This is a genomic window from Burkholderia sp. IMCC1007, assembly GCF_027257875.1.
Classification (GTDB): domain Bacteria; phylum Pseudomonadota; class Gammaproteobacteria; order Burkholderiales; family Burkholderiaceae; genus Burkholderia.
Genome location: NZ_JAPVQY010000007.1, coordinates 116,773 through 142,987, shown reverse-complemented (window position 1 = coordinate 142,987; position 26,215 = coordinate 116,773). Strand labels below are relative to the sequence as shown.

At 65.3% G+C, this 26,215-nt stretch carries 21 protein-coding genes and 1 pseudogene; 8 read left to right on the top strand and 14 right to left on the bottom strand.

The window, feature by feature from the left end; all coding sequences use genetic code 11:
* The first annotated feature begins 17 nt into the window (after positions 1-17).
* Together O1Q03_RS09580 and O1Q03_RS09575 are read left to right on the top strand one after the other, a co-directional pair.
* Positions 18-335, top strand: coding sequence for a hypothetical protein (locus O1Q03_RS09580; RefSeq protein ID WP_269503021.1), 318 nt, complete (start codon positions 18-20; stop codon positions 333-335).
* A 71-nt stretch (positions 336-406) separates the two neighbouring features.
* Entirely contained in the window at positions 407-871 is a 465-nt protein-coding gene (locus tag O1Q03_RS09575) for a hypothetical protein (RefSeq protein ID WP_269503019.1), read from the top strand.
* Between the two features lie 125 nt (positions 872-996).
* Here the strand turns inward: O1Q03_RS09575 and O1Q03_RS09570 are convergent, their stop codons facing one another.
* Complete coding sequence (locus O1Q03_RS09570) at positions 997-2,409, bottom strand: discoidin domain-containing protein (protein ID WP_269503018.1); 1,413 nt, start codon at positions 2,407-2,409, stop codon at positions 997-999.
* 331 nt (positions 2,410-2,740) lie between these two features.
* On the opposite strand from O1Q03_RS09570, the gene O1Q03_RS09565 reads away from it, so the two are divergent.
* The 3 genes from O1Q03_RS09565 to O1Q03_RS09555 all read left to right on the top strand — a co-directional run bounded on the left by O1Q03_RS09565 (position 2,741) and on the right by O1Q03_RS09555 (position 5,985).
* Positions 2,741-4,159, top strand: a complete 1,419-nt coding sequence (locus O1Q03_RS09565) for an aminotransferase-like domain-containing protein (protein ID WP_269503017.1) — start codon at positions 2,741-2,743, stop codon at positions 4,157-4,159.
* 8 nt (positions 4,160-4,167) lie between these two features.
* Positions 4,168-4,968, top strand: coding sequence for an ATP-dependent serine protease (locus O1Q03_RS09560; protein WP_269503016.1), 801 nt, complete (start codon positions 4,168-4,170; stop codon positions 4,966-4,968).
* Positions 4,969-5,097: 129 nt separating this feature from the next.
* Positions 5,098-5,985 (top strand): DMT family transporter, encoded by an 888-nt coding sequence (locus O1Q03_RS09555; protein WP_269503014.1) that lies wholly within the window; start codon positions 5,098-5,100, stop codon positions 5,983-5,985.
* Here the strand turns inward: O1Q03_RS09555 and O1Q03_RS09550 are convergent.
* The 9 genes from O1Q03_RS09550 to O1Q03_RS09510 form a co-directional block, all read right to left on the bottom strand.
* The gene (locus O1Q03_RS09550) at positions 5,974-6,888 is read right to left on the bottom strand and encodes a LysR substrate-binding domain-containing protein (RefSeq protein ID WP_269503013.1); all 915 of its coding nucleotides are present in this window, start codon (positions 6,886-6,888) and stop codon (positions 5,974-5,976) included. The genes O1Q03_RS09555 and O1Q03_RS09550 overlap by 12 nt on opposite strands.
* Before the next feature lie 181 nt (positions 6,889-7,069).
* Positions 7,070-8,266 (bottom strand): formaldehyde dehydrogenase, glutathione-independent, encoded by a 1,197-nt coding sequence (gene fdhA, locus O1Q03_RS09545; protein ID WP_011547090.1) that lies wholly within the window; start codon positions 8,264-8,266, stop codon positions 7,070-7,072.
* Between the two features lie 255 nt (positions 8,267-8,521).
* Positions 8,522-9,712: an HlyD family secretion protein gene (locus tag O1Q03_RS09540; protein ID WP_269503011.1), complete on the bottom strand. Its 1,191-nt coding sequence runs from the start codon at positions 9,710-9,712 to the stop codon at positions 8,522-8,524.
* Entirely contained in the window at positions 9,712-11,535 is a 1,824-nt protein-coding gene (locus O1Q03_RS09535) for an efflux transporter outer membrane subunit (RefSeq protein WP_269503010.1), read from the bottom strand. The genes O1Q03_RS09540 and O1Q03_RS09535 overlap by 1 nt, the downstream gene beginning before the upstream one ends.
* Before the next feature lie 8 nt (positions 11,536-11,543).
* The gene (locus O1Q03_RS09530; RefSeq protein WP_269503009.1) at positions 11,544-12,482 is read right to left on the bottom strand and encodes a glycosyltransferase family 2 protein; all 939 of its coding nucleotides are present in this window, start codon (positions 12,480-12,482) and stop codon (positions 11,544-11,546) included.
* 10 nt (positions 12,483-12,492) lie between these two features.
* Complete coding sequence (locus tag O1Q03_RS09525) at positions 12,493-14,088, bottom strand: DHA2 family efflux MFS transporter permease subunit (RefSeq protein WP_269503008.1); 1,596 nt, start codon at positions 14,086-14,088, stop codon at positions 12,493-12,495.
* Complete coding sequence (locus tag O1Q03_RS09520) at positions 14,085-15,368, bottom strand: glycosyltransferase (RefSeq protein WP_269503007.1); 1,284 nt, start codon at positions 15,366-15,368, stop codon at positions 14,085-14,087. Before O1Q03_RS09520 ends, O1Q03_RS09525 begins: the two co-directional genes overlap by 4 nt.
* Positions 15,369-15,385: 17 nt before the next feature.
* Positions 15,386-15,955, bottom strand: coding sequence for a methyltransferase family protein (locus O1Q03_RS09515; protein ID WP_269503006.1), 570 nt, complete (start codon positions 15,953-15,955; stop codon positions 15,386-15,388).
* A 67-nt stretch (positions 15,956-16,022) separates the two neighbouring features.
* On the bottom strand, positions 16,023-16,922 hold the full coding sequence (locus O1Q03_RS09510; protein ID WP_269503005.1) for an alpha/beta fold hydrolase: 900 nt from the start codon (positions 16,920-16,922) through the stop codon (positions 16,023-16,025).
* A gap of 720 nt (positions 16,923-17,642) precedes the next feature.
* Here O1Q03_RS09510 and betI point away from each other — a divergent pair.
* The 3 genes from betI to betA are packed head-to-tail and all read left to right on the top strand — an operon-like array spanning position 17,643 to position 21,446.
* Entirely contained in the window at positions 17,643-18,227 is a 585-nt protein-coding gene (gene betI, locus O1Q03_RS09505; protein ID WP_006482690.1) for a transcriptional regulator BetI, read from the top strand.
* Positions 18,228-18,259: 32 nt separating this feature from the next.
* On the top strand, positions 18,260-19,729 hold the full coding sequence (gene betB / locus O1Q03_RS09500) for a betaine-aldehyde dehydrogenase (protein ID WP_078041628.1): 1,470 nt from the start codon (positions 18,260-18,262) through the stop codon (positions 19,727-19,729).
* 16 nt (positions 19,730-19,745) lie between these two features.
* Positions 19,746-21,446 carry a choline dehydrogenase gene (betA, locus tag O1Q03_RS09495; protein WP_269503001.1) on the top strand — a complete coding sequence of 567 codons (1,701 nt, stop codon included), beginning with the start codon at positions 19,746-19,748 and terminating at the stop codon, positions 21,444-21,446.
* 396 nt (positions 21,447-21,842) lie between these two features.
* On the opposite strand, the gene O1Q03_RS09490 is transcribed toward betA, so the two are convergent.
* The 4 genes and pseudogenes from O1Q03_RS09490 to O1Q03_RS09480 form a co-directional block, all read right to left on the bottom strand.
* The gene (locus O1Q03_RS09490) at positions 21,843-22,550 is read right to left on the bottom strand and encodes a hypothetical protein (RefSeq protein ID WP_269503000.1); all 708 of its coding nucleotides are present in this window, start codon (positions 22,548-22,550) and stop codon (positions 21,843-21,845) included.
* 37 nt (positions 22,551-22,587) lie between these two features.
* On the bottom strand, positions 22,588-24,552 hold the full coding sequence (locus O1Q03_RS40155) for a glycoside hydrolase family 19 protein (RefSeq protein WP_442865775.1): 1,965 nt from the start codon (positions 24,550-24,552) through the stop codon (positions 22,588-22,590).
* Between the two features lie 82 nt (positions 24,553-24,634).
* Positions 24,635-25,150: pseudogene (locus tag O1Q03_RS09485) on the bottom strand (contractile injection system protein, VgrG/Pvc8 family); the annotation flags it as partial.
* Positions 25,151-25,671: 521 nt separating this feature from the next.
* A complete protein-coding gene (locus O1Q03_RS09480) occupies positions 25,672-26,175 on the bottom strand; it encodes an activator protein (RefSeq protein ID WP_269502998.1) in 504 nt (167 codons plus the stop codon).
* Between the last annotated feature and the right edge of the window lie 40 nt (positions 26,176-26,215).

Genomic DNA, 26,215 nt, shown 5'->3' with positions numbered 1-26,215 from the left:
AATAGCAAGCAGCGTTATTGAAGCAAAAAAAATGGCCTGATGTGACAATTCAAGCAATCTTAATTGCCGGTGCCTATATCAATGAAGCAAACGTTGACAATTTGAAAGACGAACGCGCCGAAAATGCGAAATCGTATTTACAGCAGCTTGGCATCCGCGCCGAAAACACCTTGATCGACAAGAAGACCTTTACAGATGAAATGGTCGTAAAGCAGCCGGACGGCACTATCGACGTTCATCAAATGGTTGTGGAATTGACACCACTATGCAAGGGCAGCTGCGCTTGGATGTGTGATGACCCGCGCGTGACGCCGCGAAGTAAAGCCATCGAGTGACGACTGGGAATGGAGCATCTGCGTATGCGAGTACTCTTTTCCGGGTGCCGACAGCATTGCGGGACACGTCGTTGACATTGACTAAATTCCTGACTGCGATCGCAGTCACGTTGAGTTGCGCACATACCGCATGGGCCTGTGACGGTCCGTCGAACTTGCCCGGCTGGGACTTTGACGTTCGATTCGACAAGGATTCAAGCGACCTGTCCGTCGCCGAGCTGGCGAAGCTGTCAGTGTGGTCGACCGGCATGCGCAACCGCTTTTCCATTGTCGATGTAGTGTCGGTTGTCGGATTGGCAGAACCGGCAGAGAAAGATCCGAAAGCGCTTGCTGAAAGACGTGCCGCAAACGTCAAGGCTGCGTTGGATCAATTTTCGATTCGAGGCGAACGGAATTCCATCATCGCTCGAATCTACGAGCTGCCGTTTCCCGCGAGTGAGTTCGACGATACAGGGAGGCGGGTCGAGATCACGTTCGGCCCGGGTTGCCCCGATCACTGCTGCCCGAACCTGAACCCGATACCCAGGAAGCACTGACAGTCCATCGTGCACAGACCGGCCCGCACAAAACGGGCCGTCCTGCCCTCTCCCTTCCCGCATCGTCGCCTGCGTCGGCCTCGTCACCGAAGCCGACACCATGCACAGATCGTGAAAAGCGCCTCTTACGATCCCCACACCTGCATTTCGTCGAGCGAATACCCCCACTGCGTCGCGCGCTTCGTGCCGAGCATCCGCACGTAGCGCCCCTGCGCATTCAGGTTCGGCAGCGTCACGTGACCGTACGACACGCCGTTGTTCGTCGAGTAGACGGTGGTCCAGTTCGCGTTGTCGTTCGACGTCTGGATCTGGTAGACGAGCGCGCCCGCATCCCAGTAGAGATCGACGCTGCTGATCTTCTTCACCGCACCGAGATCGACGGAGATCCACTGCGGATCGACGCCGGTACCTTCAGGCGAATCCCAACGCGTGCTCGTCGTGTTGCCGTCGAACGCCTTGTCCGCCGTCAACGATGTGTTGTAGCTCGCCGATGCGCTAGCCGGACGCCCCTGCGACAGCAGCGTCGGCTGTGCAGCAGCCGGCCCGCCGTAGTAGCTCGAGCCGAGCTTCGCCTTGGTCGCATCCGCGTTCACGCCGAACTGCGACAGGCTCCAGCGCTGGCCGGTCGTCACGTCGCCGACGTAGAGCTGGTAGCCGCCCGCCGTCGTCGACGAGAAGAACACGTAGTTCGTACCGCTCACCGGTGCCGGATCCGAGTTGTTGCTGACGCAGTCGTTGATCGGCAGCGCGTTCGGCGTCGATGCGGGATCCGCGGTCTTCGCATAGATCTGATCGGCACCGCCCGTGTCCTTCCAGCGCGCGTAGAACACCATGCCGTCGCCGCGCACGATCGGATAGTAGGTCTGCAACCCGGCCGGATGATCGAACGTGGCGGTCTGGCCGGTCGCGATCGTGCGCTTCATCAGCCCCATGTTCGCGCCGGTGCCGGTCGCGTAATACACGGCGCTCGCGTCCGGCGCGAGGAACGGCATCGAGTACTCCGCGCCGGCCGGCGCGTTGGTCAGGCTCACGACCGACGTGAATACCGGGCCCGCGCTCGTGTACGACAGCGTGCCCTGCTTCACGTCGCCGTTCTGCTTGAACACGAGCGTCTTGCCGTCGGTGCTGAACTTCGGATCCTCGTTGCGCGTCGCGCCCGTGCTGTGCGTCAGGTTGACGGGCGGCGTGCCGGCACCGAGCTGCAGCATGAACAGGTTCCATGCGCCGTTGCTGATACCCATGAACGCCAGCCACTTGCCGTCGGGGCTGAACACGCCGTTCATCGGATCGGTGATGCCCCACGCGCTCTTGCTCAGTTGCGTGAGCGTACGGGCGGAAAAATCGTACAGGAACAACTGGCTCGTGCCGTCACCGTACTTGACGTAGCTGTGATAGACGAGTTTGCCGGTGAGTGCCGCGGGGAATGACGCGTTCGACTGAGTCGGGGGATTGCTGATGCAGGCTGCCGCTGCGGTGCCGCTGAACAGGGGGAGGGTAACGCCGGCCACGAGGCTCGCGGCCAAAAACTTCGATTTCACGCTGGTTGCTTCCGGATAAAGGTGAAGACGCCGCAGACAAGGCCCGCACACGCTGCGCGGTGTCACTGATCCGGCTTCGGATTGCATGGAATTCCGTATCGATCAGGCATCGGGAATGAAACTTGCCCGAGCGTCGGCAATGAACGTGCGAACACGTCGGGAACGAAACTTGCGCAGCATGCCCGTTCGGTTGTCTGAAGAAAAGACTCAGAATGGTCTGAGAATTTGCGGATCAGCGACAGGCGTATCAGCGATGGGGGGTGGGATTGAACGCGGCGCGGGCCGTGCTAATCTTTTTTCAGCGACGGCCGCGGTCGGCCGGAGGGCAGGCATGAAGCGATACGCGGAGCTCGCACAGACGATTGCCGATGCGATCCGGCGCGGCGACCTCGCCGCCGGAGCACGCATCCCGACCGTGCGTTCGGCATGCCGCGCTTACCGAGTAAGTCCTTCCACCGTGTTTCGCGCGTACTACACGCTCGAAAGCGAGGGCCTGATCACTGCGCGCGCGCGTTCCGGCTATTTCGTTGCGAATGTCCATGACGACCGCGTGCGGTCGGCCGACGACGTGCCGCGCAAGCCGGCCGTAGCGGAGACCGTCAAGGAAGAAGCGCTGTTCCGGCTGGTCGACTCGCTCAAGTGCGACGACATCGTGCCGCTCGGCTCCGCATTCGCCAGCTATACGCTGTTTCCGATGAGCAGCCTGTGGCGGTATGTGGCGGCGGCGGCCCGCGGCATGGACCGCGCGAAACTGCTGGCCGGATTGCCGCCCGGCCATGAAGCACTGCGACGCCAGATCGCGCGCCGCTACCTGAACGCGGGCGGGTCGCTGCCGATGGAAGAAATCGTCATCACGACCGGCGCGTCCGAAGCGCTGACGCTGTGCGCGCAGGCGCTCACGCGCCCCGGCGACATCATCGCGATCGAACGCCCGGCCTTCCCCGCAGTGCTGCAGGCCGTGCAGCGGCTGCATCTGAAGGCCGTCGAAATCCCGGTCGATCCGCGCACCGGTCTCGATCTCGATGCGCTCGCCGACGCGCTCGCCATGCATCCGGTGCGCGCGTGCTGGTTCATGACGTCGTTTCACAACCCGACCGGCGCGACGCTGTCCGACGAGCGCAAGCGCGCGTTGATCGACCTGCTCGCGTCGCACGACGTGCCGCTGATCGAGGACGACGTGTTCGGCGAACTGCATTTCGGCCCGACGCCCACACGCCCCGCGAAGCTGTACGACGACAGCGGGCGCGTGCTCCATTGCGGATCGTTCTCGAAGTGCCTCGCGCCTGGGTTCCGGGTCGGCTGGGTCGCGGCAGGCCGCTATGCAAGGCAGGTGCACGCGGTGAAGAACGCGGCCGCGCCCGCTGCCGACGTGCCCGCGCAGCTGGCCCTCTCCAGCTACCTGCGCAGCGGCGGGTACGACCGCTTCCTGCGCCGGCTGCGGCGCAATCTCGCCGCGCACCAGGCGCAGATGCTGGCGGCGGTGCGCGCGTACTTCCCGCCCGGCACCGAAGTGTTCGCGCCAAGCGGCGGCTATTTCTTGTGGATCGAACTGCCGCCGCGCGTTGACGCGCTGCGGCTGTTCGGTGATGCGATGGACAACGGCGTCAGCCTCGCGCCCGGCCCGATTTTTTCGTCGACGGGCGCGTTTCGGCGTTATGTCCGGCTGAACTACGGCCGGCCGTGGACTCCCGCCGTCGAGAACGCGATGCAGACCATCGGGACGCTCGCGCAACGGCAACGAACGAGGTAGCAACGATCATGCAAGTCCTGCCCAACCGGAAAGTCCGCGCCCGCGACACCGTACGCGGCGCGCTGAACCTGCGTGCCGAGCCACGCGATGCCGTTAGCCAGCGCTGCCGACACTGCGGCTTCATGGCGTTCCGTGCCCGCGAACGTTGCCCCGTGTGCGGCGAAAGCGGATGGCCGTTCGATCCGCTGCGCGAGCGGACCGACGACGCGCACGCCGCGCACGCCGGGCGGCCTGTCCCGACGTGGTCGTCGCGCGTCGCCGCGGCGGTTCGCAGCGCGGCATTCAAGCGGCCGCGCGCGTCGAGCGCGCCGCTGCTGAGCATCCTGACCGTCGTGCTGATGGTGGGCGGCTACGTGACGTTCGACCAGATGTGCAAGGCGGATCCCGTCTGTCGCGGCCCGGCCGCACCGGTCCCGACGACGGTCGACGCAAGCGTGCAGGCCCCGGACGTGCCCACGTTGCCGGTCGTGGCCGCACCCGTTTCGCCCGTTTCGCCCGTTTATGCAGCGCATCCGGACGACGACGCACAGGTCGCCGCCACCCCGTCGCACCGCTCCGACGCGGGCAGGCACGCGCCAACGATGCTCGCGCACAACGCGCCTGCGGCTCGCCCGCCGGGCGGCGCACACGCTGGCGGTACACGCGCCGGCGGCGCACGCGCGGCCGGCATTCGCGTCGCCGAGTGGAAAGGCGGCACCAACCCCGTACGGCGCACGCATCCGATCCGCCGCGTGAGCGCGCATACGCGTCATGGGCGGCGAGCGGCGGCGAGCGAGACGCAAATGGCGATGCTCTATCACGGACACTGAGCCACACAGCACGCGGTGCCCATCCGCGCCGATTCGTTTTTCTAAACCGGCCGTCACGAAACCGGGTTTGCATCGCGACGCACGCGTGACGTTCAATGGGTTATCCGACCCATTGAACGGAGTTCGTCGATGAATGCACTACAGCTCGTGACCCTGGCAGCCATCTGGGGCGCGTCGTTTCTGTTCATGCGCATGGGTGCGCCGTCGTTCGGCGCCGTGCCGCTGATCGCGCTGCGGGTGGCGATCGCCGCCGTGCTGTTGCTGCCGGTGTTGCGCAGCGCGGATGCACGACGCGAATTCCGCACGCATGCCGCGCCGCTGTTCGTCGTCGGCATCGCCAACTCGGCGCTGCCGTTCTGCCTGCTGACCTATGCGGCGCTGTTCGTGTCCGCCGGCACCGATTCGATCCTGAACGCCACGACACCGTTGTGGACCGCGCTCGTCGCGTACGTGTGGCTGCGCGCGCCGCTGACGAAGCCGCAGGCAGTCGGCCTCGCGGTCGGCTTCGCCGGGGTCGTCGTGCTGGCCGGCTCCGCGATCGGCGCCGGCACGCCCGGCGCCCCGCGCGCGATCGCGGCCGCGATGCTCGCGACGCTGTCGTACGGATTCGCCGCGCATTACTCGAAGCGCAAACTGGCGAACGTGCGGCCGTTCGTGTCGGCGTTCGGCAGCCAGCTGTTCGCGGCGATCGTGCTCGTGCCGCTGGCGGTGCCGATGTGGCCGCACGCGCCGGTTCCCGCATCGGCATGGATCGCCGTGGTGCTGCTCGGCGCGATCTGCACGGCCGTCGCGTACCTGCTGTATTTCGGGCTGATCCGCAGCGCCGGCGCGCAATACGCGGCGTCGGTCACGTTCCTGATCCCGATCTTCGGCGTGGTATGGGGCGCGATCTTCCTGCACGAGACGATTACCGTGCAGACGATCGTCGGGTGCGCGATCATCCTGCTCGGCACCGCGCTCGCGACCGGCAAGATCAAGGGGTTCGCGGCAGGCGTCGTGCGCCGGTCACGCCAATAGGTCGCGCGAGTCGTCGTCGGGCTCGCCCATTTCGCGCGCGAGCCACTCGCGGAACGCGGCGATCTTCCACTCGTGCTGACGCGCTTCGCTGCATACGACGTAATAGGACAATTCGGTCGGCCACGGCTGCGCCAGCACGCGCACCAGCCGCCCCGCCGCGACTTCGTCGCGTGCATAGATGTCGCGGACCAGCGCGATGCCCTGCCCGGCGACGGCCGCCTTGATGAGTAACGCGTCCTCGCTGAAGCTCGCGCCGCGCTGCGTACGCGCATCCTCGATCCCCTGTGTGCGCAGCCACAGCGCCCAGTCGGCGCGATCGGCATCCTGCAGCAGCGGATACGCGAGGCAATCGGCCGGCGTGTGGATCGGGCGGGCGGCGTCGAGCAGTTGCGGGCTGCAGACCGGCCACATCTCGGGCGTCCAGATGCGAAACGCCGCGTGCCCCGGATAACGGCCCAGCCCGTGGCGGATCGCGACGTCGACGTAGTCGCGCCGCAGGTCGACCAGCTGCGCGCGGGTCTCGACGGTGATTTCGATTTCGGGATATTCGGCGTTGAACGAGCCGAGGCGCTGCACGAGCCACGTGTTCGCGAACGACGCGGTGGTCGTCACGGCGAGCCGCACGACGCGTCGGTTCGCGCCATGAACGTTCGCCCACGCGGCTTCGATCTCGTTGAACCCGCCGGCGAGCTGGTCGAACAGCGCGCGGCCCGTGCCGGTCAGCTCGAGTTCGCGGCCGGTGCGCTCGAACAGGCGCACCGCGAGCCGGTCCTCGAGATTGCGGACGTGCTGGCTGACCGCGCCCGGCGAAAGGCACAGCAGGTCGGCCGCCTGCCTCATGCTGCCGCATCGGGCCACTTCGACGAACGTGTGCAGCGCGGCGAGAGGAAGTGACTTGGCCATCCGTGTGGTCGCCGCCGGACGGCGATAGAGGGTGGGGATCGGGCGATGATTATCGCAGCAAACGCCGGGCCGCTGCGATCGCGATCGGCACGCGCAGCGGCGGCGGCGACTCGCGTTGCCGCACAGCAAAAACGGGCGGCGCCGTCTCCGGCGCCGCCCGCTTCATTGCGCTGTTCGTGCGTCAGGCTGCCAGCAAACCGTGCGGATCGATCACGAATTTGCGCGGCGCGCCGCCGTCGAACTTCTTGTAGCCTTCCGGCGCCTGATCGAGCGAGATCACTTCGACGTTGACGATCTTCGCGATCGGCAGACGGTCGAACAGGATGGCCTGCATCAGGTTGCGGTTGTACTTCAGCACCGGCGTCTGACCCGTGAAGAACGAATGCGACTTCGCCCAGCCGAGGCCGAAGCGGATGCTCAGGCTGCCGTGCTGCGCCGCCTTGTCCTTCGCGCCCGGATCGTCCGTCACGTACAGGCCCGGGATGCCGATCGCGCCGGCCGGGCGCGTGATTTCCATCAGCGAGTTCAGCACCGTCGCGGGCGCTTCCTCCGAGTGGCCCGACGAACCGTGGCCGTGCGCCTCGAAGCCGACGCAGTCGACCGCGCAGTCAATCTCCGGCACGCCGAGGATCTGCTCGATCTGCTCGCCGAGCGACGCGTCCTTCGACAGGTCGACCGTCTCGAAGCCCATCGCACGTGCATGCGCGAGGCGTTCCGCGTTCATGTCGCCGACGATCGTCACCGCCGCGCCGAGCAGGCGCGCCGACGCGGCCGCCGCCATCCCGACCGGGCCCGCGCCCGCGATGTAGACCGTCGAGCCGGGCTTCACGCCCGCGCTCACCGCGCCGTGATAACCGGTCGGCAGAATGTCGGACAGGCAGGTCAGGTCGCGGATCTTCGCCATCGCCTGGTCGCGGTCCGGGAATTTCAGCAGGTTGAAATCGGCGTACGGCACGAGCACGTACTCGGCCTGGCCGCCGATCCAGCCGCCCATGTCGACGTAGCCGTACGCGCCGCCGGCACGCGACGGGTTCACGTTCAGGCACACGCCCGTATGCGTGTCCTTGCACATCGCGCAGCGGCCGCACGCGACGTTGAACGGTACCGACACGAGATCGCCGAGCTTCAGCGTCTCGACGTCGCGGCCCACTTCCACCACTTCGCCCGTGATCTCGTGACCGAGCACGAGGCCGACCGGTGCGGTCGTACGGCCGCGCACCATGTGCTGGTCGGAGCCGCAGATGTTCGTGCTGACCACTTTCAGGATCACGCCGTGGCCGATCGCACGGCCGCTCGGGTCGACCATCTTCGGATAATCGATTTTCTGGACTTCGACCTGGCCCGGCCCAAGATAGACGACACCTCGATTGCTGCTCATCGTATTGTCTCCATGTCTCGTTGGATGGCGCGGCTGCGCGCCGATGCGGCGCGCACGCAACGTGCTGTTCGAGAGTAGTCCCGGAGGCAGGGGCGCCGATGTCTCAAACGCGACATGCGTTTGATCGACGCCGACATCGATGGCGGAAAGACGAAAGTCGGGGGCGGTAAGCAGACGAAATGCCACCAGGCGGAACGCGCGGCCGCCCAGCCCGGCCGATCGTCGCGCTCGGCCCGCGCCGCGGGCCGGCACGCGTTACCCGCCCTGATTCTCGCGTACGATCGCAGCGGCCGCCGCGTCCGCATCGCGCGCGACGCCGTCATGCACGCGCGTGCCGACGGCCGGCGTCGGCGGCTCGCTGTCGAGCGCGTGCCCGTCGCGGTTGCGCGTGTCGACCGTTGCGCGCATCGACAGCCCGACGCGCAACGGATGCGCGGCCAGGTCGCGCGGATCGAGCGCGATCACGACCGGCACGCGCTGCACGACCTTGATCCAGTTGCCGGCCGCGTTCTGCGACGGCAGCATCGAAAAGGCACTGCCGGTACCGGCCGAGAAGCCCTGTACGCGGCCGCGATAGACGACGCGGGACCCGTACAGGTCGGACACCACGTCGACCGGCTGGCCGACGCGCATGTGCCGGATCTGCCCTTCCTTGAAGTTCGCCTCGACCCACAACTGATTCAACTGCACGACGGACATCAGCGGCACGCCAGGGCCGACCTGCTGGCCGACCTGCACCGAACGCTGGCCGATCGTGCCGTCGACCGGCGCGACGATCGTCGTGCGCTTCAGGTTCCGGTACGCGAGCTTGAATTGCGCGGCCGCCTGCACGACGGCCGGGCTTTCGTCGACGGGCAGCTTGCTGCCGAGCGCGCGCGCGGCTTCGAGCTGCGCCCGAGCGGCCGCGAGATTCGCCTGAGCGCCGGCGACCGCCGCGCGGGCGCGCGCCAGCTCCTCCGGCGCGACGATCTCGACCGATGCGCCCGAGCGCGCGGCGAGCGCGCGCTGCGCGAGCGACAGGTCGGCCTGGCGCGCGTTCACGGCCTCGACGTACATCGTGTTCGAGATCTTCGCGTTCGCGACCTGCCGCACGGCCTGCACGAGCTGCGCCTTCGCCTGCGCGAACGCGACGGAGGCTTCCGTATCGTCGAGCCGCACGAGCGGCTGCCCGGCGCGCACGGCCTGCGTATCGCCGACTAGCACGTCGGTCACGGTGCCGGGCGTCTGCGCGGCGACCTGCACGATGCTGCCGGCAACGTACGCGTCGTCGGTGTCTTCGTAATAGCGGTCGCGCAACAGCCAGAACGCGATCCAGACGAGCGCGGCCAGCAGCACCGCCGCGAAGAACAGCGTGAAGCGCTTGCGACGGGTCGCGCGGCGCGCGTCGACTGCCGGGTCGTTCAGAGCGGCCGGCGGTGCGGCGGTATGAAGGTTGTCGTGGTGCATCAGTCGCTTTGCGTAACGATCAGGCGGTCATGCTGGAACACGGGTATCGCGGGTGCGTTGGTGGAGACGGCGACGGCCGTACCGCGCGCCGACGCATTCGCGCTCGGGGTATCGGCAACCGCACCGCGCGGCGGTCGGACGATCGGCGGCGGGTCGAGTGGCGCAACAGGCAGTGCGGTGCCGATAGCAACCGCGCGCGACGTTTCCGCCGCTGTACCCGGTGCGTTGCGCGCAGCGGCATTCGTCGTCACGGCGCGCTTCGTCCGCGCACCGTGCGCGGCACGCGTCGCCGGTGCCGACGCCGACGCCGACGCCGACGCCGATGCAACAGCCATCGTTGCGCCCGCATCGAATCCGCCGCCGAGCGCGCCGACGAGGCCGACGTGCAACGTCCGCTGCCGCCCTTGCAACGCGATCAACTGCGCGCGCTCGTCGATCAGCGTCAGATCGGCGACATCGACGTCCTTCTGCATCAGCACGCCGCGCCGATGCCGGTCGGCCGCGATCTGCACGATCTTCAGCGCGGCCGCGACCGCATCCTGCTGCTGCGCGACGAGCGTGCGCGACGTCTGCAGCGACGTGACGATCTGCGCAACCTGCCCGAGCGCGTCGTCGACCGTCTTGTTGTACAGCCCGATCGCGACGTCGGCCTGCGCGACGTCCGCGCCGAGCTTGGCCTTCAGCCGGCCGCGATCGAAGATCGGCAGCGAGATCGCGGGGCCGACGGAGCCCGCGAGTGCGTCGCGCGAGAACATCGACGCGGGCGTGAGCGCGAACACGCCGCCGAGCGCGACGAGGTTCACGTCCGGATAGAACTGCGCGCGCGTCGAATCGGCATTCGCGAACGCGGCTTCCACACGCAGCCGCGCGGCGACGATGTCCGGCCGGCGGCCGAGCAGATCGGCCGGCAGCCGCGCGGGCAGCACGCCGCCCGGAAACGCCCCGACGCGCGGCCGCTGCAGCGCGAGGCCGCGCTCGGGGCCGCGGCCCGACAGCACGCCGAGCTGCAGTTGCGCGAGCTTGATCTGCTCGTCGTTCAACGCGATCTGTTCGAGCAGGCGGCTGCGCTTGATCGATGCGTCGCTCGCGTCGTACGCGTTGTCGAGGCCGCGCGCGGTGCGCTCGCGCAGCACGGCCGTCACGCGCTGGCTGATCTTCAGCTTCTGTTGCAGCAGCTCGCGCACCGCGTACGCCTGGTCGAGCTGGCAATACACGGTGACGATCGCGACCGCGAGCGTGAGCCGCACCTGCTCGGCCTCGACACCCGCCGCGTCGCGCAGCGACATCAGGCTCCTGGTCGCCGCGCCGTTCTTGCCCCACAGGTCGAGCTGGTAGTTCAAACCGACGAACACCGACGACGGCGACACGACCGGATCGCCGAAGATCTCCACCGGCACGCGATAGCCGCCTGCCGTCACGTCGGCGATGTCGCCCGGCTTCGGCATCCGCGCGCGGCTGACCGTCGCGCCCGCGGTGCCCGTGAGCCCGGTCAGCGAATCGAACTGCTGAAGCTGCGCCTGCGCCATGCGCAGCCGCGCCTGTGCAACCTGCAGATCCGGGTTGTTCCGCGACGCCTCCGCCACCAGGTCGTCGAGCTGCGGATCCTCCAGTTGCTTCACCCAGTCGGGCGCGGGCCATGCGTCGTTCGCGCCGGGGCCCGCCGTGTGTGCCAGCGCGTCGGCGGCCGGCGCGCGCAGCGACAGCGACGGCAGGAATCCGGACGGCACGCAGCCGCCGAGCGCGAGCAGCGCGGCGGCCGCCAGAATCGTCCAGGCGCGTTGCGTGCCGCGTGCCGGCTCTGCGGCTTTCGTGATGCGTTCCATCGCGCGCGTCACCCCTGCTGGATGCGCTGCGCACGCGCGGCCAGCCGCGGCCGCGTGCGCTCGAGCGGGCCGAGCCGGCCGAACAAGCCGTCCGCGATGCCCAACAGGATGCCGGCGAGCTTGTCGCGCTTGTCGTGCTCGACGAGCGCGATCTGCACGATCTGCCACACGGTCAGCAGGTTCGGCACGATCGCCACCGGAAAGCGCAACCCGTACTGCATCGCGAGCTGCACCGCATTGCGCGCGCTGTAGTAGCGCCGTTGCCACGCGTGATTCATCGACGTCATTTCGAAAGGGCCGAACGCATGGCGCTGTTTCGCGCCGATTCGATGCGACAACACCAGCGACGGCACCACATAGAGCGGCACGTTGTGCGCGAGCGCGCGGAAGCTGTACTCGGTGTCGACGTGATCGATGAAGAGCGTCTCGTCGAAGCGGCCGAGTGTGTCGAACGCGGCACGCGACACCACGCAGCCGGACGAGATCAGGAACGCGCAGCGCTGCAGCGGCATGCCCGGCTCGATGCGCAGCCGGCGCAAGCCGATGCCGTTCGTCGCGAGTTCGGGCAGGAAGCTGCGCGCGTTCTCGTCGAAGATGCGCGGGCCGGCGAGGAACGCGCGCCCGGCAAGCCCCGCGCAGATGTCACCCATCGTCGGGAAATACGCGGCCGGCACCGACGAATCCTGGTCGAACAGCGCGACCGCGTCGACGTTCTCGCGAAACAGCGCGGCGAGCCCCACGTTGTACGCGCCGGCGATACCGCCGCGATTGCCGTGATGCAGCAGCGCGATGCCTTTGCGCGCGCACAGTTCACGGGCCCGCGCATCGGGCGTCGGCGTGTTGTCGACGACGAGCAGCGTGTCGCACGCATGCCGCCATGCGCCGAGCGCCGCGAGTTGTGCGTCGGTCGGGTGATACAGGATCACGAGTGCGCCGAGTGTCGTCATGCGGGTTTCCTCAATGTCCGAACGAAGCGGCCGCGCCGCGTCTGGGCCGCGTGAGCCACATCATCGCGGCGAGCACGAGACAGGTCATGCTCGCCATCCAGAACATGTCGCCCGTCGCCATCATGTAGGCCTGCTGCATCACGACCTGATGCAGCGTCGTCAGCTCGCGCACGCCGTCCACGCCCATCGCGTTCAGCGTGTGCACGAAACGCTGCGTATTCGCCGATGCGTGCGTGACCGATTGCGACACGACGTCGTAGTGATAGGTCGCGCGGTTGTCCCACAGCGTCACGCTCATCGCGGTGCCGAACGCGGCCGACAGCGTGCGCAGGAAATTCGACAGGCTCGACGCGGCGGCGAGCCGGTCGTCCGGGATGCGCGACAGCGTCGCCGCGGTCAGCGGAATGAAGAAGCACGGCAGCCCGATCCCCTGGATCAACCCCGGCGCGGCGATCTGCGCGAACGTCATCTTCAGCGTGAAATGCGCATCCCAGGCGAGCACGGCCGCGAATACCAGGAAGCCGAACGTCGCGAGCACGCGCGCGTCGAAGCGGTGCGCATGCAGCCCGACGAGGATCGAGAAAACGAGCGCGAGCACGCCGAGCGATGCGGTCGCGAGCCCCGCATGAAACGCGTTGTAGCCCATCACCGCCTGCATCCACAGCGGGAAAACGACGCCGACCACCGAGAAGCTCATCATCCCGAGCGAGATGATCAGCACGCAGAACGAGAACGTGCGGTCGCGAAACAGGCTCAGGTCGACCACCGGATGCGCTTCGCCCGCTTCCCAGATCAGCAGCGACACGATCGCGAGCGCCGCGACGACCGCGAGCGTGACGATCAGCGGCGAATCGAACCAGCCGCGGTCGTGGCCGAGATCGAGCATCGCCTGCAGCGAGCCGACGCCGATCACGAGCAGCACGATGCCCGGCACGTCGATCGGGCCGGCCGCGCCGCGCTGCGCGTCGGGGCGCAGCATCGCGGTGCACACCGCGAACGAGAACAGCCCGATCGGCAAATTGATCAGGAAGATCCACGGCCACGAGAAGTTGTCGACGATCCAGCCGCCGACCACCGGCCCGAAGATCGGTGCGAGCAGCACCGTCATCGCCCACAGCGCGAGCGCGACGGTGCGCTTGTCCGGCGGAAATGTGCGCAGCAGGATCGTCTGCGACAGCGGCACCATCGGCCCCGAACACAGCCCCTGCAGCGCGCGGCAGATCACGAGCACGTGCAGGTCGCGCGCGAGCCCGCACAGCAACGACGTCAGCGTAAACAGCAGCACCGCGCCGACGAACAGCCGCAGTTCGCCGACGCGGCGCGCGAGCCAGCCGGTGAGCGGCACCGCAATCGCGGCCGCGACCGAATACGAGCTGATCACCCACGTGCCCTGGCTGTTCGATACGCCGAGACTGCCGGAGATCGCCGGCACCGCGACGTTGGTCACGGTCGAGTCGAGCACCTCGATGAAGGTCGCGAGCGACAGCGCGAACGTCAGCAGCGCGAGCCGGATGCCGCGCACCGGCTGCGCGGCGGGCGCCGGCGCCGGCGCGTCGAACGCGGACGGCGTGACGGGCCCGTCGTGAAGCGGCGACGCGGCGCTCATGCGCCGGCCACCGCGACATCGGCCCGCGTGGCCACCCGCCCGCGCTTCGGCACGAAGCGTTCGATGAAAGCGGCGGCCGCGTCGCAGCCGTCCGGCGCGGCCGCGAGCAGCGCGCGCGTACGCTCGGCATGCACCGCGAACGCGGGTTCGTCGAGCACGCGCGCGAGCGCCGCACCGAGCCGTGCGCCGTCGAGCGGGCCGTCGATGCGCACGCCGCAGCCGTTCGCGACGACGCGTTGCGCGTTGTCGAACTGATCGTGCGCGAACGGCGTGACGACCTGCACGATGCCGGCTTCGCACGCGAGCGCCGCGGTGCCGATCCCGCCGTGATGCACGAGCGCGCGGCAACGCGGCAGCAGCGTGCGCATCGGCACGAAGCGGCGCACGAGCAGCCGGTGGCCGTCCTGCACCGCATCGTGCGGCGTCAGCAGGATCCCGCGCGCGCCGGTCGCGCGCAGCGCGTCCGCCACCGCGCGCGCATAGGCCGCGTGATCGACGAGCGTCGACCCGGCCGTAAACACGACCGGGGCTTCGCCGGCCGCGAGAAACGCATCGAGTGCCACATCATCATCGGAGGTCGCAATATCGTTGAACAACGGAAAACCGCTTTGCAGATGGTTCGACGGCCAGTCGGGCTGCGGCGGCGCGAACCACCGGGGAAACAAGCACAGCACGCCGTCGGTCGAATGCAGCCAGCGGCCGAGCACGCGCCGCGCGGGCGCGAGCCCGAGTTCGCGGCGCACCGCGTCGAGCGCCGGGCCGCACACGCGGTCGAGCACCTGCCGCTCGATCAGCGTCATCAGCGCCGATTTCACCGGCAACGGCCAGCGCGCGGGAATCGTCAGGCGCGGGTGAGTCGGCGGCGCATGCGCGGACAGCAGCGTCGACGGCGACACCTGCACCGACACGTACGGCGTGCCGTGCAGTTCCTGCATGAAGCGCGCGGAGAACGCCCACAGCGTGCCGACCAGCACCGTGTCGGCATCGGTCAGCGCGCGCAGCGCGTCGTAATGCGGGCGCAGCGTCGGCGCGATCACCTGCCACAGCGTGCGGAACGACGTGCGCGGATCCCACAGCGCGGGGTTCGCCATCGCCGCGTCGTATTCCGCCGCGGTGCCGACCGGCACGAACGCGAACCCGCAGCGGCGCACGGCCGCCTCGAACGGCGCATGCGTGCAGAACACGACGTCGTGACCGCGCGCGGCGAGCGTGCGCGCGACGCCGAGCAACGGATGCACGTCGCCCGCCGAGCCGATCGCGGTCACGATCATCTTCGCCATCGCGCGCCTCGCGGGTGTCAGTAGAAACCGGGGATCAGCGCCGCGACCTCGCGGCGGTACTGCGCATACGCCGGCCCGAAATACCCGGTCAGCCAGCTCTCCTCGACGCGCACCTTGTACGCGAGCGACGCGAACACGAGCAGCACGCCGATCGCGCCGCGCCATTCGCCGCCGATCAGCGCGGCGCCGACCAGCGCGATCAGGCAGCCGGTGTAGATCGGGTGGCGCACGAGCGCATACGGCCCCGTGCGCACGAGTTCGTGGTCTTCCTTCAGCGTGACCGACACGCTCCAGTTGGTGCCGAGGTGCAGCCGCGCCCACACCGAGAACAGCAGCCCCGCGACCAGCACCGCGAGCCCGCACTGCGCCTGCAGCCCGAAGCGCTGCCAGTCGGGCACGAGCGCCTGCCACGACGGATCGGGCAGGATGATCAGCGCGCCGCCGACGATCAGCGGAATCGACTGCAGCGTGCGCGAGCGCGACGCCTCCTTGCGCACGGTCGCCTTGACGCCCTGCGACGTGGCGATCCAGTACGCGAGCCACGCGGCCCACGGAACGACGATGGCGATGCTCTGAACGATATTCACGGCTGGCCTGCCTCGTATGGATGAGAATTCGGATGCGCCCGGAGTGCCCGATACGCGACGTGCTGCGTCACGACATCGCCGGCATCGGTGCGGACACGCATGCGCGCGCGGCGCCGAGCGCGATGCCTGCGGCGGCTGGCGACGCATCGCAGAAGAAGTCGAGCAGCGCCGCACGCGTGGTCTCGCGCTGCGTGCGGCCTTCGATGTCGAGGAAGTGGCCGGCGTCGGGAATGGTCGTGAAGCGCGCACGCGGCACGTGCGCGGCAAGCTGGCGGACGTCGGCCGGCGTCGTGTACTCGTCGCGTTCGCCGTTCACGAACAGCAGCTCGCAGCCGATGTTCGAGAATTCGCTGAAGTAGCGCTCGGGCTGCAGCGACAGGATCTGGTCGACGTGGAACGCGACCTGGTCCTGCTCGTCGCGCGGCAGGCGCGTCAGATACCGGTAGTTGTACAGCTTCATGATGCGCGGCAGGTAGCGACCGACCGTATCGTTCAGCAGCTGCGCGGCCTTCAGGTTCTCGCCGGCCGCGATGTGGTCGCGTGCACGCGTCACGTAATCGACCATCGCGTCGTTCAGGAACGGCGAGAACGAGCAGATCGCTGCGCGCCGCACGCTCGGGCAGCCGCGCGCGAGCGCGAACAGCGATGCGACGCCGCCCCACGACACCGACACGAGGAACGCGGGCGCGAAGCGCTCGACCAGATGCTGGAGGATCGCGGCTTCGTCGTCCTTCGTCAGGATGAAGCAGCCGGGATTGTGCTGGCGCGACTGCCCCGCATACGGCAGATCGAAGCAGATCGTGTTCATGCGCTCGCCGAGATACTGGACCGTCTGCCCGAACGACGCGGTGGTCGCGAGCGCGCCGTTGACGAGCATCGCCGTGTCGAAGGACGGATCGAATACATTCCGTTCGACGTAGACCTTCAGACCATTCGGCAGCGGGACCACGTGTTTTTCGGTCGGCATCGTCGTTCTCCGGTGGATGCGGCGTCTCGGCGTCGCGGCATGCTGCAGGTGCGCAATGGGTGGCGCCGGCCGTGTGCGATCGTCGAGCGCGCGCATGGCCGACGCAGCGCGGTCAATGCGCGCATCGCCGATTCATTCCTTGTAGTGCGGCGCCATACTAATACGGGCAATATTGCTTACTCAAGTCGTCCCAACGAACCCCTCTACTTCAGGGGGAAATACGAGCGATTCAAATCTTTTTGGTGTTTTTTATGGTATGCGAGATCAACCGAAAAGCGATCGCAATCGTTTGCGCAAATCCTTTCCGACAGGCCGACCAGACAAATACATCGTTTGAATTCAACAACATACATAATTTAAATCGCTCGATTGAAACGATTTTTCAGAAATTAGCCGGACTGCCATCGGAGGCGTGAATTTTCGTATCCCACTGAATCTCACATACCTCGACATTCTTTCGACGCGTAATAAATCGAATCCATAAACTTTAGCGACGATTACACCGCTTTTCCGAAAATCGCTTTAAACAAATTTCAATTTATTTAACCATCTTTCAAACGGTTTTCCTGCACCTGCACAACTGTGTCAGGCAGCCTCGTCCGCATCCGTAGCGCGACGATTCGCCGTCGGACCCCTATTTTTTTATTGATTGAACGGTCAATAAAAAACCGCTAAGCTCTCGACTTCCAGGAACGGCCCGTCCGGGCGAAGGGAGTCGCGATGCCGAAAGTCGGAATGCGGGAGATTCGTCGCGCACAGCTGATCGACGCGACGCTGCGCTCGATCGACGAAGCCGGCCTGCCCGGCACGACGCTCGCATCGGTCGCGCAGCGCGCGAACATCTCGACGGGCATCGTCAGCCATTACTTCGGCGACAAGGACGGCCTGCTCGAAGCCACGATGCGGCACGTGCTGCGCGATCTGTGGTCGGCCACCACGCGCCGCCGCGTCGCCGCACGCAAGGATCCGCGGTCCCGGCTGCGCGCGGTCGTCGCCGCGAACTTCGACGACACGCAGGTCAGCGCGCCCGTGATGAAAACATGGCTCGCGTTCTGGTCGCAGAGCATGCACGACCCGATGCTCAAGCGCCTGCAGCACGTGAACACGCGGCGCCTGCATTCGAATCTGTGCGCCGAATTCGCGAAGGCGTTGCCGCGCACGAAAGCGCGCGAAGCCGCCAGCGGCCTCGCCGCGCTGATCGACGGCCTGTGGCTGCGCGGCGCGCTCGCCGGCGGCCCGATCGACACCCGAGCCGCGTTGAAGCTCGCCCACGATTACATCGACCTGCTGCTCGCGTCCGACTGACGCGCGACGCAGTCGCCCTCAAGGAGATCCTCATGTCCGTATACGGTTTGCAGCGCCTCTACATCGGCGGCGGTTACGTCGACGCCACTAGCGGCAAGACTTTCGACACCTTCGATCCCGCCACCGGCGAGCTGCTCGCGCAGGTGCAGCAGGCGAGCGCGGCCGACGTCGACCGCGCGGTCGCGTCCGCCCAGGAAGGCCAGCGCGAATGGGCCGCGATGACCGCGATGCAGCGCTCGCGCATCCTGCGCCGCGCGGTCGATCTGCTGCGCGAACGCAACGACGAACTCGCGGCGATCGAGACGCGCGACACCGGCAAGCCGATCGGCGAGACGCTCGCGGTCGACATCGTCACCGGCGCGGACGTGATCGAGTACTACGCGGGCCTCGCGACCGCGATCGAAGGGCTGCAGGTGCCGCTGCGCGCCGAGTCGTTCGTGTACACGCGCCGCGAGCCGCTCGGCGTGTGCGCGGGCATCGGCGCATGGAACTACCCGATCCAGATCGCGTGCTGGAAGACGGCGCCCGCGCTCGCGGCCGGCAACGCGATGGTGTTCAAGCCGAGCGAAGTCACGCCGCTCACCGCGCTGAAGCTCGCGGAAATCTATACGGAAGCCGGCGTGCCGGCCGGCGTGTTCAACGTCGTGCAGGGCGACGGCTCGGTCGGCGCGCTGCTCACCGGCCACCCGGACATCGCGAAGGTGTCGTTCACCGGCGGCGTCGAGACCGGCAAGAAGGTGATGTCGCTCGCCGGCGCGTCGTCGCTGAAGGAAGTGACGATGGAGCTCGGCGGCAAGTCGCCGCTGATCGTGTTCGACGATGCCGATCTCGATCGCGCGGCCGACATCGCGGTGACCGCCAACTTCTTCAGCTCGGGCCAGGTCTGCACGAACGGCACGCGCGTGTTCGTGCACCGCTCGATCAAGGACGCATTCACGCAGAAGGTGCTCGAGCGCGTGAAGCGCATCCGCGTCGGCAAGCCGACCGATGCCGACACCAACTTCGGCCCGCTCGTCTCCGCCGCGCAGCTCGACAAGGTGCTCGGCTTCATCGAAAGCGGCAAGGCCGAAGGCGCGAAGCTGCTCGCGGGCGGCACGCGCCTGACCGACGGCCACTTCGGCAGCGGCCAGTACGTCGCGCCGACCGTGTTTGGCGACTGCCGCGACGACATGAAGATCGTGCGCGAAGAGATTTTCGGGCCGGTGATGAGCATCCTCGATTTCGAATCGGAGGACGAAGTAATCGCGCGCGCGAACGACACGCACTACGGGCTCGCGGCGGGCGTCGTGACCGAGAACCTGTCGCGCGCGCACCGCACGATACATCGCCTCGAAGCCGGCATCTGCTGGATCAACACGTGGGGCGAATCGCCGGCCGAGATGCCGGTTGGCGGATACAAGCAATCCGGTGTCGGACGCGAGAACGGCATCACGACGCTCGAGCACTACACTCGAATCAAGTCGGTGCAGGTCGAGCTCGGCCGCTACAACCCGGTGTTCTAAGACAAGGAGATCCGTCATGACGACACGCGAATACGACTACATCATCTGCGGCGCCGGTTCCGCGGGCAACGTGCTCGCAACGCGCCTGACGGAAGATCCGGACGTCACGGTGCTGCTGCTCGAAGCGGGCGGCCCCGACTACCGCTTCGACTTCCGCACGCAGATGCCGGCGGCGCTGGCCTACCCGCTGCAGGGCCGCCGCTACAACTGGGCGTACGAGACCGACCCCGAGCCGCACATGGACAACCGCCGGATGGAGTGCGGCCGCGGCAAGGGGCTCGGCGGCTCGTCGCTGATCAACGGGATGTGCTACATCCGCGGCAACGCGCTCGACTACGACAACTGGTCGACGCACAAGGGCCTCGAGAACTGGACCTATCTCGACTGCCTGCCGTACTTCAAGAAAGCCGAGACGCGCGACGTCGGCCCGAACGACTATCACGGCGGCAGCGGCCCCGTGTCGGTCACGACCAGCAAGCCGGGCGTGAACCCGCTGTTCGAGGCGATGGTCGACGCGGGCGTGCAGGCCGGCTATCCGCGCACCGACGACCTGAACGGTTACCAGCAGGAAGGCTTCGGCCCGATGGACCGCACCGTCACGCCGAAGGGCCGGCGCGCGAGCACCGCGCGCGGCTACCTCGACCAGGCGAAGGTGCGATCGAACCTCGAGATCGTCACGCACGCGCTCGCCGATCGCATCCTGTTCGACGGCAAGCGCGCGTCGGGCGTCACGTACCTGCGCGGCAGCGAGCGCGCGACCGCGCATGCGCGCCGCGAAGTGCTCGTGTGCAGCGGCGCGATCGCGTCGCCGCAACTGCTGCAGCGCTCGGGCGTCGGCCCCGGCGCATGGCTGAAGGCGCTCGACATTCCGGTCGTGCTCGATCTGCCCGGCGTCGGCCAGAACCTGCAGGATCACCTGGAGATGTACATCCAGTACGAGTGCAAGGAGCCGGTGTCGCTGTACCCGGCGCTCAAGTGGTGGAACCAGCCGAAGATCGGCCTCGAATGGATGCTGAACGGCACGGGCCTCGGCGCGAGCAACCACTTCGAGGCGGGCGGCTTCATCCGCACGCGCGACGACGACCTGTGGCCGAACATCCAGTATCACTTCCTGCCGGTGGCGATCAACTACAACGGCTCGAACGCGATCGAGATGCACGGCTTCCAGGCGCACGTCGGCTCGATGCGCTCGCCGAGCCGCGGCCGCGTGAAGCTGCGCTCGCGCGATCCGAACGATCATCCGAGCATTCTGTTCAACTACATGGCCGAAGCGCTCGACTGGCGCGAGTTCCGCGATGCGATCCGCGCGACGCGCGAGATCATGCGGCAGCCCGCGCTCGATCGCTATCGCGGCCGCGAGCTGAACCCGGGCGCCGACTGCAAGAGCGACAAGGAACTCGACGCGTTCGTGCGGGCGCGCGCGGAAACCGCGTTCCATCCGTCGTGCTCGTGCAAGATGGGTTATGACGACATGGCCGTGGTCGACGAAGAAGGTCGCGTGCACGGGCTGGAAGGGTTGCGCGTGGTCGATGCGTCGATCATGCCGATCATCACGACCGGCAACCTGAACGCGCCGACGATCATGATCGCGGAGAAAATCGCGGACAAGATCCGCGGCCGCGCGCCGCTCGCGCGTGTCGACGTGCCTTACTTCGTCGCCAATGGCGCGATGGCGCGCAATGTCGCGAAGGCGGTGCGGCAGCCGGAGACCGTTTGACTGAAGGGGGCGATACCGACAATGGACATGACCGAGATCCACGTGAAGTCTGCTCTATCCCGGTCCGTACTCGCGGTGACGCCCCTTTCTGGTCAAATGCGCGTTTGATCGGTTCCCTGTTCTGATCGTGGATCGATTGCATCGGCGCCTGATCCGATCGCTTCAGCCACCGCGCGATGCCCGCCTCGAAACTCAAGGGATTCTTCTTGTTTTTGCCGAACATCAGTTTGTCACCTCGAATTTCATTTCGGGATCGCTGAAGGCATTGGGCCAGTAACGCACCACGGTATCGCCCATCAGCGTCGACGTATCGAACGTCAGGTAGTACGCCTCGATCACTGTGACTTCAATTGAATGGCTACCCGCTACCCAAGAAGGAGTCAACTCACCACTACTTTACTCATCAAGGAGTTTTATTGAATTTACCACCTCCATAAAAATTCCATAACTCAGGCCAGCGTCAAGATCGAAATCTTCATGTCGACGCACGAAGCAATACTGAGCCATCGTTATCGTTTCTTTATTATTTCCGATAATTAATCTAATACATCTATTTTTTTCATCAAAAGTCTCACAATATTCCGGAGGCGATTCAAAGCTAGTATTTTTTTTATAAAAATCCTCGGCAATCCACCCGCGCCAATTCGATCCGCGAATCTTCGATATGGTTGTCCTTCTGGATAACCCGCACTCTCTCTCAACGGAACTAGTTGTCGAGCTCACCACTCCTTTTTCCGTACCGCGTATGCCGCTGCCATTGGATGAAGCCATGGCAATATCGAGGTTTCGCCTGTAGATATGTAGCATTGGTAGGTTTTCGAGGGCACTGGGATTCTGCCCTCCCCCGAGAAACATGCCAAGCGGCAACGTCGCGCCATTTTTTCCAATATATGAATCCAAACACGGATTGATTTGGTAATTAACAACCGAGTCAAGAATTTTCGGGAAAGAGAGAGATATTCCACATTTTTCGTAAAAGCCATGGCTTTGCGTCGAACCATGATCCTTCGAAAAAGAATCTCTAGAAAAAAAGGAAAAAACTAGCGTCAGAAAGCACGCAAGATACTTCCTCGAACAAGCCATACCCTCCTCCAAAAAAACCATTCAATTCTCGATTTGAGATATGCCAGCCTTCCGAAGGTCACCCTTCTAATTGCCTGTTTAATGTGGAGGTCTTCGGCATATTTGGATCGTCACTCAAAATAAAATATGCGTATCTAAAGAATTCTTGGCGCTCCAATAAGCCAGTACTGTCACCATTCACCGGAGTCGTGATTGCTGACACGTTGCTATCACCCATACCCAGGTCAGCTCGGCGATGGATATTCATACCACTACGGAGAGCCCCAGTGTTTGGTGACACCATCACCTTGCTTGTCCAAAAGTACCCGGCGGAGTCCGCTGCTACAGCGGGATCGGTTGACAAGAGAAGGGAGTTGGGATCTTTTGAGAAATTCAGATTGCGAAATACCTCATAAGCTTGATAGCTATTGCGACCAGTGAGATGAATCAACCCACGCCCCCGAAAACGGGGGCCATCACCAAGCTGAGTGTTCCCCAAGCGTTGTGCTTTTTCTTGAACTTCTCCTGGACGTTGTGAGACATAAGTCGGACGATCTCGCCCTCTTAGAAACCCCATAGCTTGCAGCCAAGGTTTCTTATTATCATAATCCTCCCCAGCCTCAATTGGCGTTAGAACCTCGTACATAGTTCGAAAGTAACGCTCGTCACCGCTCTCAGCAGTCGATTTAAACGCCCCGCTCTCCTTGTATATTTGCGCCAAAAAATGAGCTTGTCGTAGTGGCGTGACAAACCCATACTTCAACCACATGTGGTTGATGAAGATGTGCATGTTTGGCGGCATAAAGCCGTTGCCACTATAGCCCCGAGTCCAGCGCTCCCAAGCAGTTGTCCACGCGGTCGTTCCTCCAGCATTTCGGGAGGAACGTCGAGGCAATGTTTGTACCAATTCGCGTGTACTGCGCCAACTACACCGCCTCAATGTGTCAATAAACTGCATCGGATGAAAATGATAATGCTCCGCTTTCAGCGTCAATCCTCCCTCCACCGCCTCTTCCCAAAACGCCAAAGCCTGATGATGGCGCTTAAGCCGTTCATACGCCGGTTCGTCAAGGTTTATCGGAAACACAATATTTTTAACCGGATTCGCCCCTTCGGTGCCTCGCAGCCAACCCCAACGCTTATCGAAATCGTCCCGCGCCCATTCAGTCGGCATCTTGACCACGCAGTAAGTAAGTCGATCCCGCAATTCGCCCGTCTGCGTCTTGGCATAGGCGAGCATCAACCGACCACGGTGTGCCGTAGCGGCATCGATCACGACGGTAGTACCGGGCGCGCTCTCGCCCGGGCGAGGCGTAGACGCCTTGGGCTCGATCAGGTCAAGCAGCTGCATCGAGTCGCAACGACTATTGCCGTCGGTGTCGTCATCGATAAAGGTCCAGCCCAACCAATGGGGAAAGTCGGCATCGCTGTAAACTTTGACACCTGCGTGATTCAGGTCAACGAAGGCACGTGCGTTCGCGTCAACGGCGACCTTGCGGAAATGCGGTAGGCGGCTCTCATGCAGATCCGTCGCGGCTGGCGCATCGGGCCCCAGGATTCGACCGAAACGCAGCATTTCGTAGCCGGCACTGGGGCAGCCGGGGTACGTGTCCGTCGCCGTCTTGTAGAGCTTGTACGCGCCTTCGGGCTCAGGCTCGCTACCGATGCGTTCACCGTCGGCATTGCGTGTGGTCAAGGTGATGGTGCCGCGTGCTTCGCTCAGGGAGATGATGAGCGGAGCCTTCGTGCGACCGATGGGTTGTACGGTCCACCGCGCCCATACGTCCGGGGTAAGGTCATTGGGCGGCGTCGTGGCCGCAGCACCATAAACCGCCGGAACACGGATGGTGCGCTGCGCTACGGTAGGTGCGGGCTTTCTCAAAGCACTTTGCTCAGAGCCGATTACCCGTGGCCACCACGTTCCGGCATCCTTCGCCTTCTTGCCGTTGACGGCAAGGATACGCTCCGGGGTGGTATGGAAGCGCTGCGCGACGCTTCCGAGCGTGTCGTTGCGCGCACCGAAGGTGGAATCGAACGCACGCACAACGTAGTTTCGGGTCTCGGTGCGAGGATTGACCGCGTACATGGGCGTACCCGCCGGCAGCACGATATGCATGACCGTCGACGCGATGCTGGAACGCATAGAGGAAGCCTTCCTCGTGCAGGATGCGTTCAACGAAATCGTAATCGGTGTCACCGGCTTGTACGCAATACTCGCGCGGCAAATGTTCGTTGGTGATGCGCTGCTCATAGTCCAACGTCAGACCGTGCGCCTTGAGCACTGCGCTCGCGATTTCCGTGACGTTGAGCGTCTGGAAGATGCGCCAGTCCGACGAAAGCTTCAAGCGCGCCAGACCCGGTTCCATCACGGCCGAGTAACGCGTGCGCCGGAAGCCGGTGTCCCCCTGCTCGAACGACGACACCGTGCCATGCACGTAGCGCACCGGCCGGGCGCCTTGCCAGATCGTCAGCAGGCCGTTGTGGTCGAGCACCTGACCGAAGTCGATCGCGGCGTTGCCGCTGGCCAGTTCGACCTCCAACACGAAGGTCTCGGCCAACCCCTCATGCAGCGTGAACTCGACAACCTCGAACGGTTCGTCGCCAACAGCAAAGGTAAAGCGCAGGTCGGATTGGATAGCCATAGTCGGGTTGCTCGCTGAATGCCAAGCAGCAACGATTGACTATTGCGAACTCGATGTCTATTGGACGAATCCGAAAGTGGAGTGTCTTGTCGAGTTAAGCAGTGCCCAACGGCAAACGAGCCAGTAGCGACGCGGGCGATGAGCCTGGATGAAGTGAAACGATGCGCCGGTCGACGATAGCGATCGTCGACAAGATCCTCGGGCGGAAGCCGCTTGCGTGTTTCGAACGTGTCGTATTTCGTCGCGAGCGGGGCACCAGCGCGCAACGTCGCGAAGGCGGTGCGTCAGCGGGAGACGGTCTGACTGTCCGGGCGCCCCGCCCGGCCGGCGCCGCAGCAAACGCCGCTGACGATCGCCGTCAGCGGCGTTTTCACTTTCGGCTTATCCATTTTTGACCTGTTGCCGCAACCGCTCAGCGTCGACGTGCTCCAGGTCGTTCGTGATGTTGTGCCAGATCGGATGAACCCGTACCCCACGGCCGTCGCGTGCGGCGGACCCGCTTCGATCCGCGATGTTCATGTTTACTGCACGTGGAACTTCGGCGACGTGGCAACCGTGCCGCTGACCGTGCAGTCCGGCGCCAGCACCGCATTGTTGAACGTGAGCGACGAGTTCGGATCGCTCCACGTCGTGACCACCTTGCTGGGCCCGCATGCGCCGAGCAGCGTCACGGTCACCTTCGCGTTGTTGATCGACAATTGCGTCGCGCTGTCGACCTGCCCCGTCCACGGCGACGCGCTGCTCGCGCTGCCGCTGATCAGGCCGCACGTCGCGCCGCCGGTGAACGTCGTCGACGTGATGTTGACGATGCCCGTCGACGAGATCGTGCCGTTGAACGTCGCGTTGCAGGCCGCGTTGATCGCCCCCTTGCTGAGCGTCGTGAGGCCCGTCGCGGAGAACGGCTCCCCGTTCGGATTCATGGCCAGACCGTCGGCGCGCGTCACGGTCACGGCGAAAGCAGGCGCGGCCGACACCGCGGTGAATGCCACTGCAGCAACAAGCGATACGATTTTGCGAATGCTCATTTGAACTGCCCCCTCTCTTCACAAATGGCGGCACACCGCC

Coding starts and splice junctions, on each gene's coding strand:
- O1Q03_RS09565 (WP_269503017.1), top strand. CDS start 2,741: ATGAAGCGATACGCGGAGCTCGCACAGACGATTGCCGATGCGATCCGG.
- O1Q03_RS09560 (WP_269503016.1), top strand. CDS start 4,168: ATGCAAGTCCTGCCCAACCGGAAAGTCCGCGCCCGCGACACCGTACGC.
- O1Q03_RS09555 (WP_269503014.1), top strand. CDS start 5,098: ATGAATGCACTACAGCTCGTGACCCTGGCAGCCATCTGGGGCGCGTCG.
- O1Q03_RS09550 (WP_269503013.1), bottom strand. CDS start 6,888: ATGGCCAAGTCACTTCCTCTCGCCGCGCTGCACACGTTCGTCGAAGTG.
- fdhA (WP_011547090.1), bottom strand. CDS start 8,266: ATGAGCAGCAATCGAGGTGTCGTCTATCTTGGGCCGGGCCAGGTCGAA.
- O1Q03_RS09540 (WP_269503011.1), bottom strand. CDS start 9,712: ATGCACCACGACAACCTTCATACCGCCGCACCGCCGGCCGCTCTGAAC.
- O1Q03_RS09535 (WP_269503010.1), bottom strand. CDS start 11,535: ATGGAACGCATCACGAAAGCCGCAGAGCCGGCACGCGGCACGCAACGC.
- O1Q03_RS09530 (WP_269503009.1), bottom strand. CDS start 12,482: ATGACGACACTCGGCGCACTCGTGATCCTGTATCACCCGACCGACGCA.
- O1Q03_RS09525 (WP_269503008.1), bottom strand. CDS start 14,088: ATGAGCGCCGCGTCGCCGCTTCACGACGGGCCCGTCACGCCGTCCGCG.
- O1Q03_RS09520 (WP_269503007.1), bottom strand. CDS start 15,368: ATGGCGAAGATGATCGTGACCGCGATCGGCTCGGCGGGCGACGTGCAT.
- O1Q03_RS09510 (WP_269503005.1), bottom strand. CDS start 16,922: ATGCCGACCGAAAAACACGTGGTCCCGCTGCCGAATGGTCTGAAGGTC.
- betI (WP_006482690.1), top strand. CDS start 17,643: ATGCCGAAAGTCGGAATGCGGGAGATTCGTCGCGCACAGCTGATCGAC.
- betB (WP_078041628.1), top strand. CDS start 18,260: ATGTCCGTATACGGTTTGCAGCGCCTCTACATCGGCGGCGGTTACGTC.
- betA (WP_269503001.1), top strand. CDS start 19,746: ATGACGACACGCGAATACGACTACATCATCTGCGGCGCCGGTTCCGCG.
- O1Q03_RS09490 (WP_269503000.1), bottom strand. CDS start 22,550: ATGGTTTTTTTGGAGGAGGGTATGGCTTGTTCGAGGAAGTATCTTGCG.
- O1Q03_RS09480 (WP_269502998.1), bottom strand. CDS start 26,175: ATGAGCATTCGCAAAATCGTATCGCTTGTTGCTGCAGTGGCATTCACC.